At 69.2% G+C, this 23,850-nt stretch carries 19 protein-coding genes and 1 pseudogene; 3 read left to right on the plus strand and 17 right to left on the minus strand.

Annotated features, from left to right (window positions below):
- The 4 genes and pseudogenes from J7E93_RS01530 to J7E93_RS01545 form a co-directional block, all read right to left on the minus strand.
- Positions 1-427: pseudogene (locus J7E93_RS01530) on the minus strand (hypothetical protein); the annotation flags it as partial.
- 176 nt (positions 428-603) lie between these two features.
- Entirely contained in the window at positions 604-948 is a 345-nt protein-coding gene (locus J7E93_RS01535; RefSeq protein ID WP_215065380.1) for a DUF6113 family protein, read from the minus strand.
- Positions 945-1,835 (minus strand): N-acetyl-1-D-myo-inositol-2-amino-2-deoxy-alpha-D-glucopyranoside deacetylase, encoded by an 891-nt coding sequence (gene mshB / locus J7E93_RS01540; RefSeq protein WP_215065381.1) that lies wholly within the window; start codon positions 1,833-1,835, stop codon positions 945-947. The genes J7E93_RS01535 and mshB overlap by 4 nt, the downstream gene beginning before the upstream one ends.
- Positions 1,836-1,876: 41 nt before the next feature.
- A complete protein-coding gene (locus J7E93_RS01545; RefSeq protein ID WP_137993529.1) occupies positions 1,877-2,071 on the minus strand; it encodes a hypothetical protein in 195 nt (64 codons plus the stop codon).
- A gap of 166 nt (positions 2,072-2,237) precedes the next feature.
- Here J7E93_RS01545 and J7E93_RS01550 point away from each other — a divergent pair, with 166 nt between their 5' ends.
- Positions 2,238-4,385, plus strand: a complete 2,148-nt coding sequence (locus J7E93_RS01550; RefSeq protein ID WP_215065382.1) for a S9 family peptidase — start codon at positions 2,238-2,240, stop codon at positions 4,383-4,385.
- Positions 4,386-4,399: 14 nt separating this feature from the next.
- On the opposite strand, the gene J7E93_RS01555 is transcribed toward J7E93_RS01550, so the two are convergent.
- The 13 genes from J7E93_RS01555 to J7E93_RS01615 all read right to left on the minus strand — a co-directional run bounded on the left by J7E93_RS01555 (position 4,400) and on the right by J7E93_RS01615 (position 22,478).
- Positions 4,400-5,344 (minus strand): hypothetical protein, encoded by a 945-nt coding sequence (locus J7E93_RS01555; RefSeq protein WP_308367535.1) that lies wholly within the window; start codon positions 5,342-5,344, stop codon positions 4,400-4,402.
- Positions 5,345-5,574: 230 nt separating this feature from the next.
- Positions 5,575-6,645 (minus strand): ABC transporter ATP-binding protein, encoded by a 1,071-nt coding sequence (locus J7E93_RS01560; protein ID WP_215065383.1) that lies wholly within the window; start codon positions 6,643-6,645, stop codon positions 5,575-5,577.
- Complete coding sequence (locus J7E93_RS01565) at positions 6,638-7,621, minus strand: ABC transporter ATP-binding protein (RefSeq protein WP_215065384.1); 984 nt, start codon at positions 7,619-7,621, stop codon at positions 6,638-6,640. The genes J7E93_RS01560 and J7E93_RS01565 overlap by 8 nt, the downstream gene beginning before the upstream one ends.
- Before the next feature lie 6 nt (positions 7,622-7,627).
- A complete protein-coding gene (locus J7E93_RS01570) occupies positions 7,628-8,608 on the minus strand; it encodes an ABC transporter permease (RefSeq protein ID WP_215065385.1) in 981 nt (326 codons plus the stop codon).
- A complete protein-coding gene (locus J7E93_RS01575) occupies positions 8,601-9,524 on the minus strand; it encodes an ABC transporter permease (RefSeq protein WP_215065386.1) in 924 nt (307 codons plus the stop codon). The genes J7E93_RS01570 and J7E93_RS01575 overlap by 8 nt, the downstream gene beginning before the upstream one ends.
- 76 nt (positions 9,525-9,600) lie before the next feature.
- On the minus strand, positions 9,601-11,226 hold the full coding sequence (locus J7E93_RS01580) for an ABC transporter substrate-binding protein (protein ID WP_215065387.1): 1,626 nt from the start codon (positions 11,224-11,226) through the stop codon (positions 9,601-9,603).
- A 170-nt stretch (positions 11,227-11,396) separates the two neighbouring features.
- Entirely contained in the window at positions 11,397-12,560 is a 1,164-nt protein-coding gene (locus J7E93_RS01585; protein WP_215065388.1) for an ABC transporter ATP-binding protein, read from the minus strand.
- Positions 12,553-13,611, minus strand: a complete 1,059-nt coding sequence (locus J7E93_RS01590; RefSeq protein ID WP_215065389.1) for an ABC transporter ATP-binding protein — start codon at positions 13,609-13,611, stop codon at positions 12,553-12,555. Before J7E93_RS01590 ends, J7E93_RS01585 begins: the two co-directional genes overlap by 8 nt.
- A gap of 14 nt (positions 13,612-13,625) precedes the next feature.
- The gene (locus J7E93_RS01595) at positions 13,626-14,585 is read right to left on the minus strand and encodes an ABC transporter permease (protein WP_215065390.1); all 960 of its coding nucleotides are present in this window, start codon (positions 14,583-14,585) and stop codon (positions 13,626-13,628) included.
- Positions 14,578-15,510: an ABC transporter permease gene (locus tag J7E93_RS01600; RefSeq protein WP_215065444.1), complete on the minus strand. Its 933-nt coding sequence runs from the start codon at positions 15,508-15,510 to the stop codon at positions 14,578-14,580. Before J7E93_RS01600 ends, J7E93_RS01595 begins: the two co-directional genes overlap by 8 nt.
- A 185-nt stretch (positions 15,511-15,695) precedes the next feature.
- Positions 15,696-17,336, minus strand: coding sequence for an ABC transporter substrate-binding protein (locus tag J7E93_RS01605; RefSeq protein ID WP_215065391.1), 1,641 nt, complete (start codon positions 17,334-17,336; stop codon positions 15,696-15,698).
- 444 nt (positions 17,337-17,780) lie between these two features.
- Positions 17,781-19,682, minus strand: coding sequence for a translational GTPase TypA (gene typA / locus J7E93_RS01610; protein WP_215065392.1), 1,902 nt, complete (start codon positions 19,680-19,682; stop codon positions 17,781-17,783).
- A 312-nt stretch (positions 19,683-19,994) separates the two neighbouring features.
- Positions 19,995-22,478, minus strand: a complete 2,484-nt coding sequence (locus J7E93_RS01615; RefSeq protein ID WP_215065393.1) for an ABC transporter family substrate-binding protein — start codon at positions 22,476-22,478, stop codon at positions 19,995-19,997.
- Positions 22,479-22,772: 294 nt separating this feature from the next.
- Here J7E93_RS01615 and J7E93_RS01620 point away from each other — a divergent pair, with 294 nt between their 5' ends.
- Complete coding sequence (locus tag J7E93_RS01620; protein WP_215065394.1) at positions 22,773-23,003, plus strand: hypothetical protein; 231 nt, start codon at positions 22,773-22,775, stop codon at positions 23,001-23,003.
- Positions 23,004-23,012: 9 nt separating this feature from the next.
- Entirely contained in the window at positions 23,013-23,849 is an 837-nt protein-coding gene (locus tag J7E93_RS01625; protein ID WP_215065395.1) for a hypothetical protein, read from the plus strand.
- The last annotated feature ends 1 nt before the right edge of the window (position 23,850 follow it).

A 23,850-nucleotide genomic window follows, 5' to 3' on the forward strand; every position in this document is an offset into this window, starting at 1 on the left:
GGGCGAACCAGTCGCTGGCCGGCTTCTCCTCCGCCTTCGGCGGCTCCGCCGGAGCGGCCGCCGGGGCAGCGGGTGCCGGCGCCGCGCGCTCCGGTTCCGAGGGCGCCTCCGCGGACGGCGGGGCCGAGGCCCCGGCGTGGGACTCCGCGACCGGCTTGCGGACCACCACGGGCGGGATCGGCCGTGAACCCGGGATGTTGATCCGGATCCGGGTCGTCAGCGTGGTCTCGGTCTTCGGCTCCTCCGGCCGCTGCGGGGCGGGCGCGGCCGCGGTGTCGGCAGCGTCGTCGGTCCCGTCCTGCGTGGGGTGGAGCGACGGATACTGGCGCGTTCCGTACGGCGGTGTACCCGACGGGTACGCGGCTCCACCGCGCCCCTGGGCGCCGGAGGACGAACTGTCAGTCTCTCGACCAGTTTCACGACTCAAAGCAGGTTCTCCCGGTTGGCTCCACCGCCCGCTCTCTTGCTGGTGCTCGTGTACCCGGGCGGCTCGGCGGCGCGCACCACCATACTGTCCGCCGCCGCCACGCACCCGACGGCCGGGGATCGGGCACAGGGCATTCCGGCCGAAGTCCGGGCACCTCTCCGCTCAAGTCGGCCTGCTCACGGGGCCGGTCGCGTCAGCCGCGCCATGGTGGCACACATCACAGCGAGGGCCATACCTCCCAGGAGGTAGAGCATCTCCGCGAATCCACCGCCGAAGACACCGTCACCCTCCGGCCGTCCGAGGCTGAGCAGGATGATGGCGGCGAGCCAGCCGGCTCCGGGGGCCACGATGCCGAGCTGGGTGTCGGTGGCGCGCAGTCCGCCGTAGAAGACGGCCGCGGTGGCGAGCAGGGCGACGGCCAACCCCCCGGGGAACCAGGCGTTCTGGGCGAGCGAGCCCGCCGCTCCGACCAGCGCTCCGAGGACGAGCAGGAGTACGTACCAGACGATCCGGACACTCATGCCGTCACGCCCGCGAAGAGGTCGTTCTCGCGCGCGCCCGCCGGTGCGCCCGGCGTACCGCTGACCAACTGGTAGTACTCCGTGGTGAAGATCGGCTGTCCCAGGTCGTTCGAGAGGGCGAAGAAGGGGCCGTCGACGGCGATTTGCGTGGCGTGGGCGCGCATCGCGGCGGTCTTGCGCGCCGCCCAGACCGTTCCGCCGTCGATCTCGGTGGTGATGAGCGACGCGTCGACCACACCGGGCAGGTCGCCGATCTCCGCGACGCCGGGGAAGTCGGCGCCCTCGGCGCGCAGCCGGGCGAAGCCTGCCTCGGCGACCGGGCGGGGGATCCGGTTCCAGTAGATCTTCGTGAGGGTGTGGGCGGCGCCGAGATCGGGCCGGTAGGCGGCGTCGGCGGCCAGCTCGGCGGCGCGCATGGCGACCCGGTGGGCCTGGATGTGGTCGGGGTGGCCGTATCCGCCGTCGGGGTCGTAGGTGATCAGGACCTGCGGGCGGGTCTCGCGGATCACCTCGACGAGGTGCGGGGCGGCGGCGTCGACGTCCGTGTTCCAGAAGGCGCCCTCACGCCGGTTCTGCTCGGCGCCCATCATTCCGGAGTCGCGGAAGCGGCCGGGGCCGCCGAGGAAGCGGTGGTCGGTGACGCCCAGCTCCTTCATCGCGGCGGCGAGTTCACCGACGCGGTGGTCGCCGAGCCGGTCCTCCCGGTCGGGTGCGAGGTGGGCGAGTTCGGGCGGGATGACCTCGCCCTCCTCGCCGAGCGTGCAGGTCACCAGGGTGACGAGCGCGCCCTCTGCCGCGTACCTGGCCATGGTGGCGCCGTTGTTGATCGACTCGTCGTCGGGGTGCGCGTGCACCAGGAGCAGACGACGGGCTGGGAGATCCGTCATGGCCCCACCCTACGAGGCGGGGCCGGTGACCTGCACGGGGCTCAGAACTTGAGGCCGCCGATCATGCCCGCCACGTTCGTGGTGAGCGTGCTGATGGACGGGGCGATGGAGGAGCTCGCCAGGTAGAACCCGAGGAGCGCGCAGACCGCCGCATGTCCAGCCTTCAGCCCGGATTTCCGGATCAGCAGGAAGACGACGATCGCCAGCAGCACCACCGCCGAAATCGAGAGTGCCACGGCGGTTCACCTCCACACTTCTTCGGTCGGATATTCGGTCGGTCAGTTCGGCGAGCATGTGCCAGGTGTCCCCTACCCACCTAGCGCTACGGATCATAACTATGTGTGGCTCCGCATCGATGGTGTACGGGGGCACAAGGGGGCGCACAGGGCTAGGTTCGGTCGCATGACCTCCAGGCAACAGCGGTCGTTCCCGCTCTCGTTCCCTCGTCAGTACGCCCGGACGCAGCGCTTCACCCTGGGCGTCCCCCGCTCCTTCACCGTCTCCCCCGACGGTGAACGTGTGGTGTTCTTGCGGTCGTCGTCCGGCACGGACCGCTCGCACGCGCTGTGGGTCCTCGAACCGGAGAGCGCGGACGGCGAGGCGCGGGAGCGGATCGCGGCGGATCCGCAGGCGCTGCTCGCGGGCGCCGCCGAGGAGTTGTCGGCCGAGGAGCGGGCCCGGCGGGAGCGGAGCCGGGAGGGCTCGGGCGGGATCGTGGCCTACGCGGTGGACGGGGCCGTGGAGTTGGCGGCGTTCGCGCTGTCGGGGCGGCTGTACGTGGCGGAGCTGCGGGCGGGGACGGCGGGGGAGCTGCCGGTGCCGGGGCCGGTGATCGATCCCCGGCCGTCTCCGGACGGCCGGCACGTCGCGTACGTGGCGCGGGGCGCCCTGCGGGTGACGGGCGCCGACGGGGAGGGCGACCGGGCGCTGGCGGAGCCGGAGGACGGCCACACGACGTACGGTCTGGCGGAGTTCGTGGCGGCCGAGGAGATGGACCGCACGCGGGGCTTCTGGTGGTCGCCGGAGTCGGACCGGCTCCTGGTGGCCCGGGCCGACGACCGGCCGGTGCGGCGCTGGTGGATCGCGGACCCGGCGCATCCGGACCGGGAGCCGCGGATGGTGGCGTACCCGGCGGCGGGCACGCCCAACGCGGACGTGCGGCTGTATCTGGTGGATCTGGCCGGGGAGCGCACGGAGGTCGTGTGGGACCGGGAGCGGTACCCGTATCTGGCGCGGGTGCACTGGTCGCGGGGCGGGGCTCCGCTGATCCTCGTACAGGCTCGTGACCAGCGCACCCAGCTTCATCTGGCGGTGGACACGGTGACCGGGGCGACCCGGACGGTGCATGTGGACGAGGACCCGGTGTGGCTGGAGCTGCTGCCGGGGGTGCCCGCCTGGTCTCCGGAGGGACGCCTGGTGCGGATCGCCGACGAGGGCGGGGCGCGGGTTCTCGCGGTCGGGGACCGGGCGCTGACCGGGGCGCGGCTCCAGGTTCGGGCGGTGCTGGACATCGGGGAGAACGACGTCCTGGTGTCCGCGTCGGCCGGCGAGGAGGCGGCCGAGCCGGAGACCGGCGAGATCCATGTGTACCGGGTCGACGAGCGGGGGGTGGAGCGGGTCTCGTCGGAGACCGGAATTCACTCGGCGGTGCGGTGCGGTGCGGTGACGGTGCTGTCCTCCGCCGTGCCGGACGCGCCGGGGAGCGTGGTGCGGGTGCTGCGGGACGGCGCGGAGATCGCGGTGGTCGCCTCGCACGCGGAGAGGCCGGTGCTGTCCGCGCGGGTGCGTCTACTGGAGGGGGGCGCACGGCGGATTCCGTGCGCCGTCCTGCTCCCCTCGGGGTACGAGGAAGGTGACGGACTTCTTCCCGTCCTCATGGATCCGTACGGCGGGCCCCATGGCCAGCGGGTCCTCGCCGCGCACAATCCGCATCTGACGTCCCAGTGGTTCGCCGAGCAGGGCTTCGCCGTGATCGTGGCGGACGGGCGGGGGTCGCCGGGCCGGTCGCCCGCCTGGGAGAAGGCGATCAAGGACGATCTGACGCCGACCTTGGACGACCAGGTCGAGGCGCTGCACGCGCTCGCCGGGGAGTTCCCGCTCGATCTGGGCCGGGTGGCCATTCGGGGCTGGTCGTACGGCGGTTATCTGGCCGCGCTCGGGGTGCTGCGGCGGCCCGACGTCTTCCATGCCGGGATCGCGGGGGCTCCGCTCTCCGATATGCGGCTGTACGACACCCACTACACGGAGCGGTATCTGGGGATGCCGCAGGAGAGTCCGGAGGTGTACGCGGCGAACTCGCTGGTGACCGACGACGGTCTGTCGGCGCCGGGGAATCCGGCGCGGCCGCTGATGATCATCCATGGTCTGGCGGACGACAATGTCGTCATGGCCCATACGCTGCGGCTGTCCTCGGCGCTGCTGGCGGCGGGCCGGCCCCATGAGGTGCTGCCGTTGACGGGCGTGACGCACATGACGCCGCAGGAGCAGGTGGCGGAGAACCTGCTGCTGCTTCAGGTGGACTTCCTCAAGCGGTCGCTCGGGCTCACCTAAGGGCTCCCGCCGGATCACCACCCGGGTGGAGGCGGGGACGGCGGGGCGGGCGGCCGGGCCGGGGTCCAGGGCGGGGCGGGGGCGGCGGGCTGTTCGCCCCGGCCGGCGAGGACGGCGAGCACCGCGGCTCCGGCGAGCAGGTCGAAGAGCGAGGTGAGAAGGGAGAGCCGCTCGACGCCGTAGAGCCCGGGGAAACGGCCGAGGAGCTCGTACCGGGCGGCCAGGGCGAGGCCCATGACGCCCCAGCCGCACAGCAGCGCCCCGGCGACCAGCCCGAGGGGGCGGGCGTAGGGGGGACGGGCGAAGGCGCTGGCCCCCGCGGTCAGGGCGAGCAGGACCAGGACGGCGGTCAGCCAGCCGGGCGGGGGCGCGAGCAGCGGCGCGAGGACCGAGCGGCCGCCGGTGAACCGGTCGACGGTGATCTCGGCGGGGAGTTCGAGCGCCCAGTGGACCTCCCAGGCCGCCCAGACGAGGCCGGAGAGGAGGAGCAGGACGCCCGCGGCGACGGCGGGTCCCGGGCGGGGACGGGTCGGGAGGGGCTCGTACGCCGAGTCGGCGCTGCGGCGGCCGGCGGCGGCGGTGACGAGGAGCGCGGCGCCGATGGCGAGTTCGAGCAGCGTGGTGACCAGCGCGGCGGAGCCCGTGGCGGCAGCCCAGAGCCCCGGCAGCCGTACGGCGAGGGTGACGGCTCCGGTGGCGGCGAGCGCGGAGGCGGCGACCGGGGAGCGGAGAGCGGCGACGGCCGTGGTCACGTAGACGACGATCAGGACCGGATCGAGCCCGGAGGTGGCGGACCGGCCGCGCAGCGGCAGACGATGGTCCCCGGCCCAGTACCAGGCGAGATCGGCGGGCGAGCCGGTGGTGACGGCGAGGTCCCGGAGGATCCAGCCGACGGCGATCAGGGCGAGCGCGACACAGAGGGCGGCTCCGGTGAGACGTGCTGCGCGAGTCACTGTCACCACACCGATACTCACGGTCGCGGTCTGCCGAAACAAGGCATTCCGCATACGCCCGCGAACGGCCGGCCGGCCGGGACGACATGGCGCGTCCCGGCCGGCCTACGGCACCCGCACGGCCGTACGCTGACGAGCTTGCCTTGTTCGTATATCGGAGCAGGGTCGGTGAAGTTGCCTGTGCGTTAACGAATCTGACGGTCGTTCGCGTGATGCCGCGACCGGTTCCTCTGCGGCTACTTCCCTTCGTCCTCCGTCGGGACCACGTGCTTCTCCTCGGCGAAATGGCAGGCGGAGTCGTGCTTCGCCGGGGAGTCGGTGAGCCGGAAGACGGCGGGGACGGCCAGCGCGGGGACCTCCAGGGCGCAGCGCTCCTGGGCCTTCCAGCAGCGGGTCCGGAAGCGGCAGCCGGAGGGGATGTTGGCCGGGGAGGGCACGTCACCGGTGAGGATGATGCGCTCACGGTGGGCGCGGGCCTCGGGGTCGGGGACGGGGACGGCGGAGAGCAGCGCCTGGGTGTAGGGGTGGGTGGGGTGGTCGTAGATCTCCGCGTCGGTGCCGATCTCGACGATCCGGCCGAGGTACATCACCCCGACCCGGTCGGAGATGTGCCGCACGATCGACAGGTCGTGGGCGATGAAGACGTACGACAGCGAGAACTCGGCCTGGAGATTCTCCAGGAGGTTGACGACCTGCGCCTGGACGGAGACGTCGAGCGCCGAGACCGGCTCGTCGGCGACGATGATCTCCGGCTGGAGCGCCAGGCCGCGGGCGATGCCGATGCGCTGCCGCTGACCGCCGGAGAACTGGTGCGGGTAGCGGTTGATGTATTCGGGGTTGAGGCCCACGACGTCGAGCAGGTCCTGGACCTTCCTGCGGCGCGAGCCCTTGGGGGCGACCTCGGGGTGGATCTCGTACGGCTCTCCGATGATGTCGCCGACGGTCATCCGGGGGTTGAGCGAGGTGTAGGGGTCCTGGAACACCATCTGGATGTTGCGCCGCACCGCGCGCAGGGCCTTCGCGGACATCTTGGTGATGTCCTCGCCCTTGTACGAGATGGAGCCGGCCGTCGGGCGCTCCAGGTTCACCAGCATCTTCGCCACGGTCGACTTGCCGCAGCCGGACTCGCCCACGATGCCGAGGGTCTCGCCGGGCGCGAGGTCGAAGGAGACACCGTCGACCGCCTTGACCGCCCCGACCTGCTTCTTGAACAGGATGCCCTGGGTCAGGGGGTAGTGCTTGTACAGATCCCGGACCTGGAGGATGGCCTCGCGCTGGAGGCTGGCCTCGCCGCGAGCCTCAGCCATGGAGGCACTCCTTCCAGTAGTGGCAGGCGCTCGTGCGCGGCACCGGGGACTCGGTCACCTCGTAGAGCGGCGGTACGTCGGTGCGGCACCGGTCCTGGGCCAGGGGGCAGCGGGGGTTGAAGGCGCAGCCGGGCGGGATGGCGAGGAGGTTCGGCGGCAGGCCCTTGATCGCGTACAGCTCCGAGCCCTTCTGGTCCAGGCGCGGAATCGATTCGAGCAGGCCCTTGGTGTAGGGGTGCGCGGGCGACTTGTAGATCTCGTGGACCGGGGCGTGCTCGACGATCCGGCCGGCGTACATCACGGCGATCTTGTCGGCGACGTCGGCGACCACGCCGAGGTCGTGGGTGATGAGGATGAGGCCCATGTTGAGTTCACGCTGGAGCTCGGCGAGCAGATCCATCACCTGGGCCTGGACGGTGACGTCGAGGGCGGTGGTCGGCTCGTCGGCGATGATCAGGTCGGGTTCGAGCGCGAGCGCCATCGCGATCATGATGCGCTGGCGCATGCCGCCGGAGAACTGGTGCGGGTACTGGCCCACCCGTTCCTTGGCCGCCGGGATGCGGACCCGGTCCATCAGCTCGACGGCCTTGGTGCGGGAGTCCTTCCTCGACATGCCCCGGTGGACCTGGAACATCTCCCCCAGCTGGTCGCCGACGCTGATCACCGGGTTCAGCGAGGAGAGCGCGTCCTGGAAGATCATCGCCATCTTCGCGCCGCGGACCCTGCGCCGCTCCTCCTCCTTGAGTTTCAGCAGGTCCTGCCCCTGGAAGAGGATCTCGCCGCTGGTGATCCTCCCCGGGGGCATGTCGAGGATGCCCATGACGGCCTGGGCGGTGACGGACTTGCCGGAGCCCGACTCGCCGAGCACGGCGAGCGTCTCGCCCTCGTCCACGGAGTAGTCGACACCGTTGACCGCCTTGGCCACCCCGTCCCGGGTGTGGAACTCCACGTGCAGGTCGCGGACTTCGAGCAGCATGGGCGTCTACCTCAGCTTGGGGTCGAGGGCGTCGCGCACCGCGTCGCCGAGCATGATGAAGGCGAGCACGGTGACGGCCAGCGCGCCCGCCGGCCAGAGCAGCATGTGCGGGGCGTTGCGGATGTACTGGGAGGCCGAGGAGATGTCGATGCCCCAGGACACGGTCGGCGGCTTGAGGCCGACGCCGAGGAAGGAGAGGGTCGCCTCCAGGGCGATGTAGGTGCCGAGGGCGATGGTCGCCACGACGATGACGGGCGCGAGCGCGTTCGGTGCGATGTGGCGCAGCAGCATGCGGGAGTTGGAGGCGCCGAGGGCGCGGGCCGCCTGCACGTAGTCGTTCTGTTTGGCGGTGATGACGGAGCCGCGCGCGATGCGGGAGAGCTGTGGCCAGCCGAGCAGGACCATGAAGCCGATGACGGGCCAGACGGTGTTGCTGGTGACGACCGAGAGCAGGACGAGTCCGCCGAGGACGACGGGGATGGCGAAGAAGACGTCGGTGATCCGGGAGAGGATCCCGTCCCAGCCGCCGCCGAAGAAGCCCGCGAGTCCGCCGAGGACGGAGCCGAGGACGGCGACGCCGAGGGTGGCGAGGACGCCGACGGTGACGGAGGTCCTGGCGCCGTAGACCGTACGGGTGTAGACGTCGCAGCCCTGGCCGTTGAAGCCGAAAGGGTGGCCGGGCTGGGAGCCCTCCTGGGCCTTGCCGAGGTCGCAGTCGAGCGGGTCTCCTGAGGCGATCAGGGAGGGCCAGATCGAGATGACGACCAGGAAGAGGATGACGAGCGCGGAGACGATGAAGACGGGGTTGCGGCGCAGGTCGTGCCAGGCGTCGGACCACAGGGAGCGGGGTTTGCCGGCGGGTCCTGTGCCCTGCGGGCCGCCGGGGACCTTCTCCAGGGTCTCGCCCTCGCTCATCGCGAGGTCCACGGCGCCACCGGCGCCGGTGGGCGCGATGGCGGCTCCTTCGTCGTAGTTCGGCTCAGGCATAGCGGATCCTCGGGTCGAGTACGGCGTACAGGAGGTCGACGAGCAGGTTGGCCACCAGGAACACCAGGACGAGGACGGTCACGAAGCCGACCACGGTCTGGGTGTTCTGGCGGACGATGCCCTGGTAGAGCTGGTAACCGACGCCGTGGATGTTGAAGATCCGCTCGGTGACGATGGCACCTCCCATCAGCGCGCCGACATCGGTGCCGATGAAGGTCACCACGGGGATCAGCGAGTTGCGCAGCAGATGGCGGGTGATGACCCGGCGGCGCGGCAGGCCCTTGGCGACGGCGGTACGGACGTAGTCGGCGCGCTTGTTCTCGGCGATCGAGGTCCGGGTGAGCCGGGTGACGTACGCCAGCGAGACGGAGGCGAGGACGAGGCCGGGGACGATGAGCTCGTCGACGGGGGCCTCGGGCGAGACGGCCGGTCTGATCCAGCCCCATTTGACGCCGAGGAGGAGCTGGAGGAGCAGGCCGGTGACGAAGGTCGGGACGGAGATGACGACCAGGGTCAGCAGCAGCACGCCGGTGTCGACGGGGCGGCCGCGGCGCAGACCGGTGACGACGCCGAACGTGATGCCGATGACGATCTCGAAGACGATCGCGACGAGGGTGAGGCGGATGGTGACCGGGAAGGCGTTGCCCATCAGCTCGGTGACGGGCTGGCCGTTGAAGGCGGTGCCGAAGTCGCCGGTGAAGACGTTGCCCATGTAGGTCAGGTATTGCTGCCAGACCGGCTTGTCGAGGCCGAACTCCTTCCTCAGCTGGGCGGCGGTGGCCGGGTCGCAGGCGCGGTCGCCGCAGAGTCCGGCGACGGGGTCGCCCATCACGTTCACCATCAGGAAGATCAGCAGGGTGGCGCCGAAGAAGACCGGGATCATCTGCAGCAGACGCCGGATCACATAACGACCCATGAGGGGCTCCGGGGGTGTGAGGAAGGCGTACGGCCCGGCGCGGGGGGACGCCGGGCCGTGTGCCGCTTCCCTTGCGTCAGTCGACCTTGATCTCGTTGTAGACGGGGACGCTGAACGGGTTCAGGGCCACGTTGGAGACCCGCTCCGAGTAGCCGGCGCTGCCGTTCTGGTACCAGAGCGGAATGGCACCCATGTCGTCCCGCAGGACCTCCTCGGCCTTCTGGAAGGTCTCGATGGCCTTCTTGGTGTCGGGCTCCGCGTTGGCCTGGTCGATGAGCTTGTCGAACTCGGGGTTCGTCCACTTGCCGTCGTTGGAGGAGGCGTTGGTGTAGTACAGCGGCTGGAGGAAGTTCTGGATGAGCGGGTAGTCCATCTGCCAGCCGGCCCGGAACGGCCCGGTCATCTTCTGGGTGGTGACCTGGTTGCGGTAGTCGGCGAAGGTGCCGACGGGGTTGCCGACGCAGGCCCTGTTGTTGCCGAGGGCGTTGTTGATGGAGTTGCAGACGGCGTCCACCCACTCCTTGTGGGAGCCGGTGTCGGCGTTGTAGGAGATCTTCATCGTGCCGCCGGGGATGCCGCCGCCCTCGGCGACCAGCTTCTTCGCCTCGGCCGCGTCGTACTTGCAGAAGTCTCCGCAGATGTCCTTGTAGCCGCCCTCCTCGCCCAGGACCGGGGAGGTCCAGTCGACGGCGGGGGTCCGGGTCTTCTGGAAGATCGTCTCGGTGATCTGCTCGCGGTTGATCGCCCGGGAGATGCCCTTGCGGACCTTGTCCCCCTCGGGGGTGTCCCATGCCTTGTCGTAGAACGGGATGGACAGGGTCTGGATGATGCCGGCGGGGACGTTGATGTACCGATCGCCCAGGTCCGCCTGGACGTTCTTGAGCTGGGAGGCGGGCACGTCGTCGACGAGGTCGAGGTTTCCGGCCGTCAGGTCGGTGTAGGCGGTGTTGTTGTCGGTGTACACCTTGAGGGTCACGCCGCCGTTCTGCGCCTTGTCCTCACCGGGGTAGCCGTCCCACCGCTTCAGGGCCATCTGCGAGCCCTTGGAGTACGAGTCGACGGTGTACGGGCCGTTGCCGACGGGCTTGGAGAGCCAGGCGGCGTGGTCGTCGAAGAACGCCTTGGGCAGCGGGGCGAAAGCGGCGTAGCCGAGCGTCTCGGGCCAGGTGGAGAACTTCTGGGAGAGCTTGACCGTGAAGGTCCTGTCGTCCACGACCTTCAGGCCGGACATGGTCTCGGCCTTGGCCTGGCCCTCCTCCGGGTGGACCTGGTCGTACCCCTCGATCTGGCCGAAGAAGAAGGCGTTCTTCTGGTTGTTCTTCAGATGGGCGCCGTAGTTCCAAGCGTCGACGAAGGACTTGGCGGTCACCTTCTCGCCGTTGGAGAAGGTCCAGCCGTTCTTGAGGGTGATCCTGAAGTTGGTCGAGTCGGTCGTCTCGATCTTCTCGGCGAGCATGTCCTTGGCCTCGCCGGTCTTCGGGTCGTACTGCTTGAGGCCGCGGAAGATCATGGCGAGGACCTTGCCGCCCTGGACCTCGTTGGTGTTCGCCGGCTCCAGCGGGTTCTGCGGATCACCCCAGGAGGAGCTCACGATCCCGTCGGCGCCACTGCCGCCGCTGTCGTCGCCACCGCCGCAAGCGGTCGCCGCGAGGGCGACCGCGACGGCCGTGGCCGCCCACTTGGCGTGCGTGGCTCCGCGCATCAGGTGCCTCCTGAGTGTCCCAACCATGACTGAGAGTTCAATATCACCAGTTATGGGGTGGAATGCACGTCATTGACGCCCGTACGAGTCCGGATTTCCGGCCCGGACACACGGCGAGGGCGCCCGGACCGATGTGGTCCGAGCGCCCTCGTCATCGACAGCGGGGAGAACTACGCCGCGTGGACGACGTCCTTCTCCTCGGCGAAGTGGCACGCCGACTCGTGCGCGGCCGGGGTGTCCTGGCCCTGGAAGCGCTCCGGGATCGCGAGGAGCGGAACCTCGGTGGAGCACTTCTCCTCGGCCTTCCAGCACCGGGTGCGGAAGCGGCAGCCCGACGGCGGGTTGGCCGGCGAGGGGACGTCACCGGTGAGGATGATCCGCTCGCGGCCCTCACGGGCCTCGGGGTCCGGAACCGGGACCGCCGACAGCAGCGCCTGGGTGTAGGGGTGCGTCGGGTGGTCGTAGATCTGCGTGTCCGTACCGATCTCGGCCATCTTGCCGAGGTACATGACGCCGACCCGGTCGGAGATGTGCCGGACGATCGACAGGTCGTGCGCGATGAAGACGTAGGAGAGGTTGAACTCGTCCTGCAGCTTCTCCATCAGGTTGATGACCTGCGCCTGGACGGAGACGTCCAGGGCCGAGACCGGCTCGTCGCAGATGATGATCTCCGGGTTGAGCGCGAGGCCTCGGGCGATGCCGATGCGCTGGCGCTGACCGCCGGAGAACTGGTGCGGGTAGCGGTTGATGTACTCGGGGTTCAGACCGACCACATCGAGCAGCTCCTGCACCTTGCGGCGCCGGTCGCCCTTCGGGGCCACCTCGGGGTGGATGTCGAAGGGCTCGCCGATGATGTCGCCCACCGTCATACGCGGGTTGAGCGAGGTGTACGGGTCCTGGAACACCATCTGGATGTTGCGGCGAACGGCCTTCAGGGCACGGCCGGACAGCCGGGTGATGTCCTGGCCCTTGTAGAAGACCTCGCCCGCGGTCGCCCGCTCCAGGTTCATCAGCAGCTTGGCGACCGTGGACTTGCCACAGCCGGACTCGCCCACGATGCCGAGGGTCTCGCCCTGGTAGAGGTCGAAGGAGACCCCGTCCACGGCCTTGACCGCGCCGACCTGCTTCTTGAACAGGATGCCCTGGGTCAGCGGGAAGTGCTTGACCAGGTTGCGCACCTGGAGGATCGGCTCCCCGCGCTCGACCGGTGCCTCGAGGGCGGCTACGGCCTCCGCCTCGGTGGCCGCTTCGACCGTCTCCACCTCGGTGACGTTCGGAGTCGCGTCCGCGGCCGGGCCCTCGGCCGAAGGTGCAGCCTTGCTGAGCTCAGCCATGGATCGTCTCCTTCCAGAAGTGGCAGGCGCTGCCGCGGCCGGGCAGCTCCGTGCCGTCCTGCTCGGCGACCGGCGCGAGCGCCGGGATCTCCGTGCGGCAGATGTCGTCGGCCTTCGGGCAGCGCGGATTGAAGGCGCAGCCGGTCGGCACCCGGAGCAGGTTGGGCGGCAGACCCTTGATCGCGTACAGCTCCTGGCCCTTCTGGTCCAGGCGCGGGATCGAGTCGAGCAGACCCCGGGTGTACGGGTGGGCCGGGCGCTTGTACAGCTCGTGGACGGGGGCGGTCTCGACGATCCGGCCCGCGTACATGACCGCGATCTTGTCCGCGACGTCGGCGACGACACCGAGGTCGTGGGTGATCAGGATCAGGCCCATGTTGTATTCCTGCTGGAGCTCCGCGAGGAGGTCCATGACCTGGGCCTGGACCGTCACGTCGAGCGCCGTGGTGGGCTCGTCCGCGATGATCAGGTCGGGCTCCAGGGCGAGCGCCATGGCGATCATGATGCGCTGGCGCATACCGCCGGAGAACTGGTGGGGGTAGTCGTCGACCCGGGCCGCGGCGGCCGGGATCTTGACCTTGTCCATCAGCTCGACGGCCTTGAGCTTGGCCTCCTTCTTGGAGAGGCCGTGGTGCACCCGGAACATCTCGCCGAGCTGGTAGCCGACGGTGAGGACCGGGTTGAGGGAGGACAGCGCGTCCTGGAAGATCATCGCGATCTTGCGGCCGCGGATCCTCCGGCGCTCCTCGTAGGACATCTTGAGCATGTCCTCGCCGCGGAAGAAGATCTCGCCCTGCGGGATCTTGCCCGGCGGCATGTCGAGGATGCCCATGATGGCCTGCGCGGTGACGGACTTGCCCGAGCCGGACTCGCCGAGCACGGCGAGCGTCTCCCCCGCGTTCACGCTGTAGTTGACACCGTTGACCGCCTTGGCCACACCGTCTCGGGTGTGGAACTCCACATGCAGGTCACGGACTTCGAGCAGGGGACCGTTGTAGTCGTCGCCGTCGCGCGGCGCGGGAACGGTCGCGGTCTTGTCGATGATGCTCACGTCTTACGCCCTCCTCAGCGCAGCTTGGGGTCGAGGGCGTTGCGGACGGCTTCGCCGAGCATGATGAACGCCAGAACGGTGATGCTCAGCATGATCGACGGGTACAGCAGGATGTGCTGTGCCGTACGGATCTGCTGGACACCGGCGGAGATGTCGACACCCCACGAGATGGTCGGCGCGGAGAGACCCAGACCCAGGTACGACAGGGTCGCCTCGGCCGAGATGTAGCCGCCGAGCGCGATGGTCGCGACGACGATCACCGGGGCCATGGCGTTCGGCAGGATGTGCCGGAAGAGGATCCGGGTCGTGCCGGCGCCGAGCGCCTTCGCCGCGTGGACGTAGTCCGCCTGCTTGACGGTGATCACCGCACCGCGCATGACGCGGGTGATCTGCGTCCAGCCGAGGAACGCGAGGGCGAAGACGACGACCCACACGGTGCGCTCGGTGAAGGACTGCAGGACGACCATGGCGCCGAGCAGGAACGGGATACCGAAGAAGATGTCGGTGACCCGGGAGAGGATCGCGTCCGTGATGCCGCCGAAGTAGCCGGCGATCATGCCCATGATGCCGCCGATGACGGTGACGATCGCGGTGACGCAGATGCCGACGATGACCGAGGCACGGGTGCCGTGGATCAGGCGGGCGTACACGGAGCGGCCCTGGCCGTCGTAACCGAGCCAGCCCTCGGAGCCGATCTTGCCCAGCTCCGGCTGGCCCAGGTAGTGGTGGACCAGGTCGCCGGTGGTGGGCGAGGCCCCCGTGAAGAGGGTGGGGAGCGCGGTGATGACCAGCAGGATGAAGATCAGCACCGACGAGACGAGGAAGTACGGGTTGCGGCGCAGGTCCACCCAGGCGTCGCCCCAGAGGCTGCGAGCCTTTTCCTTCTTCTGCTCCGGAGCTGCGGGCTCCGCCGCGGAGGGGGGCGCGATGGCGTCCTCGACGGCGGTCACGGCGGTCTTGGTCACGTCAGGCATAACGGATCCTCGGGTCCAGGACCGCGTACAGCAGGTCGATGATCAGGCTGGTGGCGAGGTAGACGAGCACCAGGATCGTCACGAGGCCAACCAGTGTGGTGCCCTCGCGGCGGATGATCGACTCGTAGATCAGGCCGCCGACGCCCTTGACGTTGAAGATGCCTTCGGTGACGACCGCACCGCCCATCAGGGCGCCGATGTCGGTACCGAGGAAGGTGACGACGGGGATCATCGAGTTGCGCATCAGGTGGACACCGATGATCCGGCGCTTGGGCAGGCCCTTGGCCACGGCGGTGCGCATGTAGTCGGCGCGCAGGTTCTCCGCCATGGAGGTACGGGTCAGCCGGGCCACGTACGCCAGCGACAGACCACCGAGGACGATGGCGGGCGCGATCATCTCGGACAGCAGCTGATCGTTGCTGACGTTCGGCGCGATCCAGCCGAGCTCGAACGCGAAGACCATCTTGATGATGAAGGCGAGGACGAAGACCGGTACCGAGATGATCAGCAGCGTGAAGATCAGGACCGCGTTGTCGGCCATGCGGCCGGCGCGCAGACCGGCGACGACGCCGAGCGTGATGCCGAAGATCAGCTCGAACGCGAAGGCCAGCGCGGCGAGTTGAAGCGTGACCGGGAACGCGTCGCCCAGGACCTCGGTGACCGGGCGACCGTTGCGGATCTGGTTGCCGAAGTCGAAGTGAGCGATGATGTTCCACATGTAATTGGCGTACTGCTGCAGGATCGGCTGATCCAGCCCCAGTTCGTGTCTGATCTTGGCCACGGTCGCCGGGTTGGCAGCCTTGTCGCCGAACAGACCCGCCACGGGGTCGCCGGGCAGGCTGTAGACCATGAGGAAGATCAGCAGGGTTGTCCCGATGAAGACCGGGATCATCTGGAGCAGTCGTCGTACGACATAGCGCCCCATCATGCCTCCGTTGAGATGTGACAGCCGCAGCGCTATGGGCCCTCCCCCGGCAACCGCGCCCCTGTGGGTACGCGGATGTCGTGGAAGGGCCCCCCAGCCACTGCGTATCGCCTTCGGCGGGGGCCGGCGGACGGTGTGTGGCCGTCGGCCCCTCGCCTTACGGCTAGCGGACTACGCTTGGGTGATTACTTCTTGTTGACCGTGATCTCTTCGAGAACCGGGTCGCCGTCCTGCGCGTAGCGGACGCCGTTGACGTTCTCGGAGTAGCCCGCGTTGACCTTGTAGTACCAGAGCGGGATGGAGGGCATCAGGTTGACGAGCTCCTTCTCCACCTCCTGGTAGGCCTTCACCGACTCCTCGAGGGAGGCCGCGGAGTCGGCCGCCGCGATCTTCGCGTCGAGCGCCGGGTTGGAGAAGTCACCCTGGTTGCCGGACGCGCCCGTCTTGAACAGGTCACGGAGGAAGTTGGCGTTCACCGGGTAGTCGAGCGTCCAGGCCGAGCGGTACAGGGACTTGACCTGCTTCGCCTTGCGGGCGGCCAGGTCGGCCTGGAAGTCGGCCTTGCTGTCACCGACACACTTCACGCCGGTGGACTGGGTGATGCTGTTGCAGACGGCGTCGACCCACTCCTTGTGGCCGCCGTCCGCGTTGAACTGGATGGTGATGGCGTTGTTGGGAACGCCACCGCCGGCCTTGATGAGCTCCTTGGCCTTGGCCGGGTCGAACTTGGTGATGTCGCCCGCGGCGTTCGGCTGGAAGCCGAGGACGCCCTTGGCGACCCAGCCGGTCGCCGGCTCACGCGTACCCTGCAGCACCGTCTTGGTGATGGTGGCGCGGTCGATCGCCATCGAGAGGCCCTGGATGACCTTCGGGTCGACCTTCTTGGGCTTCTTCCACTGGTCGGCGTAGAACGCGACCGCGATGGACTGGATCGCCGACTGGTCGGCGTCCACGGCACGGTCACCGAGGTCCTGGTGGTAGACCGGGAGGTCCTTCGGGCCGACCTGACGGATGACGTCGAGGTTGCCGGACTTCAGGTCCTCGTAGGCGGGCTCGAGGCCGGTGTAGTTCTTGAAGATCACACCGCCGTTCTTCGCCTTGTTCTCACCCTTGTAGGCGTCGTAACGGACGATCTTGATCTGCTTCTTGTGGTCCCACGACTCGAACTTGTAGGGACCGTTGCCGACCGGCTTCTCGCCCGCAGCCTTCGGGTTCTTGTAGAAGGACTCCGGCAGCGGCGAGAAGACCTCGTAGCCGAGCTTGTAGGCGAAGTACGGGACCGCGCCCTTGAGCTCGATGGTGAAGGTCGAGTCGTCGACGATCTTCAGGCCGGTGAGCTTGTCGGCGGTGGGCTTGGCGCCCTCCTTCTCCGGCAGCAGGGCCTCGGAGCCCTTGATGTCGGAGAACCAGGAGGCGTTGCCCTGCTGGTTGTTGACGTTGGCGGCCCAGTTCCACGCGTCCACGTAGGACTTGGCGGTCACCGGGGTGCCGTCGTGGAAGGTCCAGCCCTTCTTGAGCTTGACGGTCCACAGCTTGCTGTCCGTGGTCTCCACCGACTCGGCGTTCACCATGGTGAGCTTGCCGTCGGCGGTGTAGTCCACCAGCTGCGAGAACAGACCGGACAGGACGATCGAGCCGTTGGACTCCATCGTGTCGGCCGGGTGCAGGAGCTTCTCCGGCTCGCCCACCTCGATCGAGAAGATCCCGTTCGGGTCAACCTCACCCTTGGCGTCGCTGCCGCCGCCGTTACCCCCGCCACAGGCGGTCGCTGCCAGGGCGACGACGATCGCGCCCACTACCCACTTGGCGCTCTTGGCACCGCGCATGGGTTCCTCCTCATGAGTCCACTTGTCACTACAAGAGGGGCACTTCGAGTCTGCCGACACCCCTGACGGCGATGCACTCAAGTGCCCCGAGTGTGCTCGTGAGTCGGCACTCCCCACAGTGCGTGACCCATTGACCCGAGCTCAATGGAGCCAACTATTAAGTACGTCCGGGCTGTAAACCACACTTAAGTGGTCTCGTTTTGGCAACATCACCAGGGGCCCTAAAACCGAAATCCGGACAAACTGATCACAGACAGACACCCCCGAAACGGACCGTTAACACACGTTCCGGAGAGCGACGACCGATATCCGGACAGCCCGCCCATGAAATGGATTTGACGAAAGGCCCGGGCCCCCACAGTGACTGTGGGGGCCCGGGCCCTGTCCTGACACTACGTCAGCTCGATGCGGCGGAGATCACCGATCGGCCGCGCGCGAGTGACCTCAGTTGTTCTTGGCGCGCGAGGCCGTACGGCCGCGCTCCTTCTGGTCCAGGACGACCTTGCGGATACGCACGGCCTCCGGGGTCACCTCGACGCACTCGTCGTCGCGGCAGAACTCCAGCGACTGCTCCAGCGACAGCTTGCGCGGCGGGACGATCGCCTCGAAGGAGTCGGCGGAGGAGGAGCGCATGTTGGTGAGCTTCTTCTCCTTGGTGATGTTGACGTCCATGTCGTCGGCGCGGGAGTTCTCGCCGACGATCATGCCCTCGTACACCTCGGTGCCGGGGTCGACGAACAGCACGCCGCGCTCCTGCAGGTTGGTCATCGCGAAACCGGTGACCGCGCCGGCCCGGTCGGCGACCAGGGAGCCGTTGTTACGGGTGGTCAGGGTGCCGAACCACGGCTCGTGACCCTCGTGGATCGAGTGGGCGATGCCCGTACCGCGGGTGTTGGTCAGGAACTCCGTACGGAAGCCGATCAGGCCACGGGACGGGACGACGAACTCCATGCGGACCCAGCCGGAGCCGTGGTTGGACATGTTGTCCATGCGGCCCTTGCGGACACCCATGAGCTGCGTGACCGCGCCCATGTGCTCCTCGGGCACGTCGACCGTCAGACGCTCGACCGGCTCGTGGACCTTGCCGTCGACCTCCTTGGTGACGACCTGCGGCTTGCCGATGGTCAGCTCGAAGCCCTCGCGGCGCATCTGCTCGACCAGGATGGCGAGCGCGAGCTCACCACGGCCCTGGACCTCCCAGGCGTCCGGCCGCTCGGTGTCGAGGACACGCAGCGAGACGTTACCGATGAGCTCGCGGTCCAGGCGGTCCTTCACCTGGCGGGCGGTGACCTTGCGGTCCTTGACCGCGGACTTGGCGTCCGCGCCCTTGCCGGTGCCACCGCGGCCGACGAGCGGCGAGGTGTTCGTACCGATGGTCATCGAGATGGCGGGCTGGTCGACCGTGATCAGCGGCAGCGCGATCGGGTTCTCCGGGTCGGCCAGCGTCTCACCGATCATGATGTCGGGGATACCGGCGACGGCGCAGATGTCACCGGGGCCGGCCACCTCGGCCGGCTTGCGGGTGAGCGCCTCGGTCATCATCAGCTCGGTGATGCGGACGTTGGAGATCGTGCCGTCCCGCTTGATCCACGCGACCGTCTGGCCCTTGCGCAGCTCGCCCTGCTCGACGCGGAGCAGTGCGATACGGCCGAGGAAGTTGTCGGCGTCGAGGTTGGTGACGTGGGCCTGGAGCGGCGCGGCCTCGTCGTACACCGGGGCCGGGACGTGCTCGAGGATGGTGGAGAAGAACGGCTCCAGGTTGGTGGAGTCCGCCGGGACCGTGCCGTCCTCCGGCTTGGTCAGCGAGGCGACGCCGTCACGGCCGCAGGCGTAGACGATCGGGAACTCGATCTGGTCCTCGTCCGCGTCCAGGTCGAGGAAGAGGTCGTAGGTCTCGTTGACGACCTCGTCGATCCGGGAGTCCGGACGGTCGGTCTTGTTGATGCAGAGGATGACGGGCAGGCGCTGCTGGAGCGCCTTGCGGAGCACGAAGCGAGTCTGCGGAAGCGGGCCCTCGGAGGCGTCGACGAGAAGGACGACCGCGTCCACCATCGACAGACCGCGCTCGACCTCGCCACCGAAGTCGGCGTGGCCGGGGGTGTCGATGATGTTGATCGTGATCGGGGCCCCGCCGTCCTTGGGGTGGTACTTCACCGCCGTGTTCTTGGCGAGGATCGTGATGCCCTTCTCACGCTCCAGGTCGTTCGAGTCCATCATGCGGTCGTCGAGGTGCTGGTGGGCGGCGAAGGCACCGGCCTGCTTGAGCATGGCGTCGACGATGGTCGTCTTGCCATGGTCGACGTGGGCGACGATGGCGACGTTACGGATGTCGTGGCGCGTGGGCATGGGTGCTTGCGCTTCTCTCGGATCGTGGGATGCGGCGTCAGTTCCTCTTACGCCCGCCGGGCGGACGCGCCACGGCTACGTCCTATGGTACGGGGCTGCCGCGCAAGGGGCTTCCCCACCCGGATTCGAGAGGGTCTACTGGAGGTTTTGGGATGCCTCGGTGGAGGCTTTGGGATGCCTCGGTGGTGCGATGCGCTGGGGGTCGCGCGGAGAAACCAGCCGGGTCAAGGGGCCGGACGTGATCCTGCCCGCCGGGATCACCGGCGGGCAAGGAACTTGAGCTGCATCTGAGGTTGTGACCTGCTCTTTCCGTTATTTCTCGGTGTTGCGCTCCGCGCCCTTGGCCGTTTCGGGCTTCTTGAACCCGATGTCCTGGTAGCGGGGGGCCGCGAAGCCCCAGGCGCCCGCGTTCACCACTTCGGGCTTGGCGGCCACCAGCTGGGGGCGCTGATAGAGGGGAATCGATCCGGCGGCGGCCCAGATCCGGGCGTCCGCCTGGCGGACGAGATCGCGGGCCTCCTCCTCGTCGAGCGCGACCACCGCCTGTTCGAACAGTTGATCGATACGGTCGGTGCCGACCCGCGAGTAGTTCTGCTCGACCAGGAGGGAGCCGTCCGAGGCCGGCTCGGGCTTGGCGTAGATCGGCCGCGCGTCGGTCGCGGGGAAGGCGGTGGCCGGCCAGGAGTAGAGGGCCAGGTCGTAGTCGCCGGAGGCGATGTGGTCCTTGAAGAAGCTGTCGTCGGCGACCTTGGTGATCTCGGTCTGGATGCCGACCGCGTCGAGCATCCGGACGATCCTGTCCCCGACCGCCCGGAGCGACTCCGAGCCGGGGCCCGAGGGAAGGACGAAGCGCAGGCTGAGCGGCTTGCCGTCCTTGCCCAGGCCCTGGGGGGCGGCGGCCGGGACGGCGGGGGCGGCGGTGCCGCGGGGGGCGTAGGCGCCGGCGACGCCGCGGTCGGACAGGCCCGCGTCCGGGGCCTTGGCCTCCATGGCGGCACCGCGGTCGGTGTCGAGGGAGGCCGCCTGGCGGAGCAGGGCCACGTTCTGGAGCGCGGCGCCGGGGGCCGGGGCGAGGATGGTGGTGCCGCTCTCGGGGCCCGCGGGGCCGATGGCGGGCTCGCCGGCCTTGCCGTCCACGCGGGCGGCGGTACCGCCCGGCTTGTCGTCGCCGACGATGTAGAGGCCGTCGTTCGAGGCGACGTCGGCCTCAGGCTTCCCGGCCTTGTCGGACGTGCCCGCGGGCTTCTTCTCGGCCGTCCCCTTCTTCTCGGCCGTCTCCTTCTTGTCGGCGGCCGTCTCGGCGCCCTGCTTCTCGGCGGCCTTCTTCTCGGCCGCCTCCTTCTCGGCGGCCTGCTTCCCCGCCTCACTGCCGGCCTTCGTCCCGGCCGGCTTCTTGTTCGCGCCGCCCGGCACCCACCCCGCGTCCGCGAGCAGCGCCCGCGCCTCCTCGGTGTCCTGGTCGCCGAGAGCGTCGCTGCTGTCCGCGTACGCCGCCTGTCCGGCCAGCGCCAGATGGCTGCCCGGCGGCTTGGCCGGCAGCCCGAGCGGCTTGAGTACGGATTCGGCCAATTCCTGCCGGTCGATGGCCCGGGCCACCGCCCTGCGCACCCGCTCGTCGGCCAGCGGACCGGACTCTCCGTTGAGCGAGAGCTGGGTGTACGCGGGCTCCAGCGACTTGCGCACCACGAGCCTCCCGAGCCCGCTCTGCTCGGTCGCGTACCGCGCGATGGCCTGCTGGTTCTTCTCCCGGGCGGCCCGGACGACCTCCGCCCGCTCCTCGTCGGACCCGTACGCCAAGGCCCACGACCTGAGCGCCGCCGAGGGGGTGATCGCCGCGCCGGGGCCGTGTGCGAGCGCCTGTCCGCCGCTTTTTCCGGCGCGGGCGTCCCGTACCGCGAGCGCGATGCGCTCCGCGGCGGCCCGGTCGATCTCGGCCAGATCGAGGGTGCCGGCGGCGAGCGCGGCGACCCGGTCGGCGCGAGGCACCGCCCTGAGGACGAGCTCGTCGAGCTTGGCGGGCTGACCCCACCACCGCGGGTTGCGGGCCAGCGTGACGGTGCCGGCCTTGCGATCGGCCGCCTTGAGGAGGAACGGTCCTGCGGTCGACTTCAGCGTGGTGCGCGCGCCGTCGTTGAAGCTGTTCGGGGCCCCCATCACCTCCTTCGGGTAGAGAGGGGTGAAGAGGGACTGCCAGTCGGCGTAGGGCTTGGCGAAGGTGACCCGTACCTCCAGGTCGTTCTTGCCGCGCTCGATCTTCTCGATCCGCTCGTAGCCGGCGTTGCGCGCGGTCCAGTAGGCGGTGTCCCGGCCGTTCAGCGCCCGCCACTGCGCGACGAAGTCGGGGGCGCCGATCTCGCGGCCGTCGCTCCAGACCGCCTGCTGGTTGAGCTTGTAGAGGACGACCTGCTTGGGCTCGGTCTCGACCACCTGGGCGGACTCCAGGTAGTCCGGGTTGCGCTGCGGCCGCCCGCGCCCGTCGAGGGTGTAGAGCGAAGGGAGTACGGCTCCGGCGACGCGGGAGGTGGATCCGTCGGCGTCGGCCTGGAAGGCGTTCAGGGTGGTGGGCATCGCGTCCATCGCCCAGCGCAGCGTGCCGCCGTCGGCGACCCTGTCCCGCGCGGCGGGCGCGTGGTCCGGCCCGGCGGCCGGGGCCTCGTCGGCTCCGTCCGCGGAGCTGCAGCCGGCCAGGACGGAGACGGCGAGCACCGCGCTGGTGAGGGTGGCGGCGGAGCGGAGCGTGCGGGAGCGGGGGCTCCTGGAGCATGTCCTCCCGCGAGGGGCGCCGACCTGGGCCATGACTTGTACCCCTTCGTCCAGTTTTATGGCATATGGCGATGATCACACCTATTGCTCATACACTGAAAAGGAAGAAGCGGGCCCGGCGACGGCGACACGGCGGCACGGCGGAGAAACGCCACCCATGCGGCCGAACCGGCGGACGGCGGGCGCCCCGGACGGGTGGAATCCGTGCACATGGCTTCACAAGCGGGATGTGACGCGCAACACTCTCCCCCAAGGTCGGCTTCGCTCGGCCGAGGGGGACCCCCAGCGCGTGTTCGCCACCCGCAATCGCGGAAGTGAGGGCAATCGATGTCCCTTCAGGACGATCTGGCGGCCGTCAAGCGCTGCCTCGAGGACCTGGTCCGCACGGTCGGACAACTGGAACGCAGCATCACGGCGGAAGGGGGCGTCGTCCCCTCGTCGCCGACCACGAGCCGGCCCGAGAATCTCGTGACGATCCCCGACACGCCCTACGACAGCGGGCTGTGGACCGACACGGATGACGAGGGTCTGGGAGCACGCGACCGGCACGCGCCCTAGGAGACCTCGTTGGCCACAGGAACCGAACCACCCTCCACCGGAAGGGGGGTGTCCGCCTCCGGGGTCCACTCCCCCACCCGTGCGGCCATCGCCCCCCGCCATCTGCGGACCGACCGCTGGTGGCTGGCTCCCGCCGCCACCGCCGCCGGACTGCTCGCCTTCATCGCCTACTCCACCTGGCGCGCCTTCGCCAACAGCGACTATTACGCCGCGCCCTACGTCTCGCCGTTCTACTCGCCGTGCCTGGCGGAGAACTGCGTCCCGATGAAGGACGGGCCCAACTGGGAGATCTTCGGCAGCTGGTGGGGCCTCTCCCCCGCTCTGCTGATCCTGGTCTTCCCGCTCGGCTTCCGGCTGACCTGTTACTACTACCGCAAGGCGTACTACCGCGGCTTCTGGGCCTCGCCCCCGGCCTGCGCGGTCGCCGAACCGCACTCCGCCTACACCGGCGAGACGCGCTTCCCGCTGATCCTGCAGAACCTCCACCGCTACTTCTTCTACGCCGCCCTCCCGGTCGCCGCGATCCTCACCTACGACACGGTGCTTGCGTTCCGGGACGCCTCCTACGCCTGGGGCCACGCGGGGCTCGGCACGGTCGTCTTCCTCGTCAACATCGTGCTGATCTGGGCGTACACCCTCTCCTGCCACTCCTGCCGGCACATCGTCGGCGGCCGGCTGCGGAACTTCTCCCGCCATCCCGTGCGCTACCGGATGTGGAGCCTCGTCGGGCGGCTGAACGCCCGTCATATGCTCCTCGCCTGGTCCTCGTTGATCAGCGTCGCGCTCTGCGACCTGTACGTGTATCTGCTCGCCACCGGTACCTTCGACGACCCGAGGATCTTCTGAC

The organism is Streptomyces sp. ISL-36, assembly GCF_018614205.1.
Taxonomy (GTDB): domain Bacteria; phylum Actinomycetota; class Actinomycetes; order Streptomycetales; family Streptomycetaceae; genus Streptomyces.

Excerpts from the sequence above, each read along its gene's own strand:
- J7E93_RS01535 (WP_215065380.1), bottom strand. The coding sequence starts at position 948 with ATGAGTGTCCGGATCGTCTGGTACGTACTCCTGCTCGTCCTCGGAGCG.
- mshB (WP_215065381.1), bottom strand. The coding sequence starts at position 1,835 with ATGACGGATCTCCCAGCCCGTCGTCTGCTCCTGGTGCACGCGCACCCC.
- J7E93_RS01550 (WP_215065382.1), top strand. The coding sequence starts at position 2,238 with ATGACCTCCAGGCAACAGCGGTCGTTCCCGCTCTCGTTCCCTCGTCAG.
- J7E93_RS01560 (WP_215065383.1), bottom strand. The coding sequence starts at position 6,645 with ATGGCTGAGGCTCGCGGCGAGGCCAGCCTCCAGCGCGAGGCCATCCTC.
- J7E93_RS01565 (WP_215065384.1), bottom strand. The coding sequence starts at position 7,621 with ATGCTGCTCGAAGTCCGCGACCTGCACGTGGAGTTCCACACCCGGGAC.
- J7E93_RS01570 (WP_215065385.1), bottom strand. The coding sequence starts at position 8,608 with ATGCCTGAGCCGAACTACGACGAAGGAGCCGCCATCGCGCCCACCGGC.
- J7E93_RS01575 (WP_215065386.1), bottom strand. The coding sequence starts at position 9,524 with ATGGGTCGTTATGTGATCCGGCGTCTGCTGCAGATGATCCCGGTCTTC.
- J7E93_RS01580 (WP_215065387.1), bottom strand. The coding sequence starts at position 11,226 with ATGCGCGGAGCCACGCACGCCAAGTGGGCGGCCACGGCCGTCGCGGTC.
- J7E93_RS01585 (WP_215065388.1), bottom strand. The coding sequence starts at position 12,560 with ATGGCTGAGCTCAGCAAGGCTGCACCTTCGGCCGAGGGCCCGGCCGCG.
- J7E93_RS01595 (WP_215065390.1), bottom strand. The coding sequence starts at position 14,585 with ATGCCTGACGTGACCAAGACCGCCGTGACCGCCGTCGAGGACGCCATC.
- J7E93_RS01600 (WP_215065444.1), bottom strand. The coding sequence starts at position 15,510 with ATGGGGCGCTATGTCGTACGACGACTGCTCCAGATGATCCCGGTCTTC.
- J7E93_RS01605 (WP_215065391.1), bottom strand. The coding sequence starts at position 17,336 with ATGCGCGGTGCCAAGAGCGCCAAGTGGGTAGTGGGCGCGATCGTCGTC.
- typA (WP_215065392.1), bottom strand. The coding sequence starts at position 19,682 with ATGCCCACGCGCCACGACATCCGTAACGTCGCCATCGTCGCCCACGTC.
- J7E93_RS01615 (WP_215065393.1), bottom strand. The coding sequence starts at position 22,478 with ATGGCCCAGGTCGGCGCCCCTCGCGGGAGGACATGCTCCAGGAGCCCC.
- J7E93_RS01620 (WP_215065394.1), top strand. The coding sequence starts at position 22,773 with ATGTCCCTTCAGGACGATCTGGCGGCCGTCAAGCGCTGCCTCGAGGAC.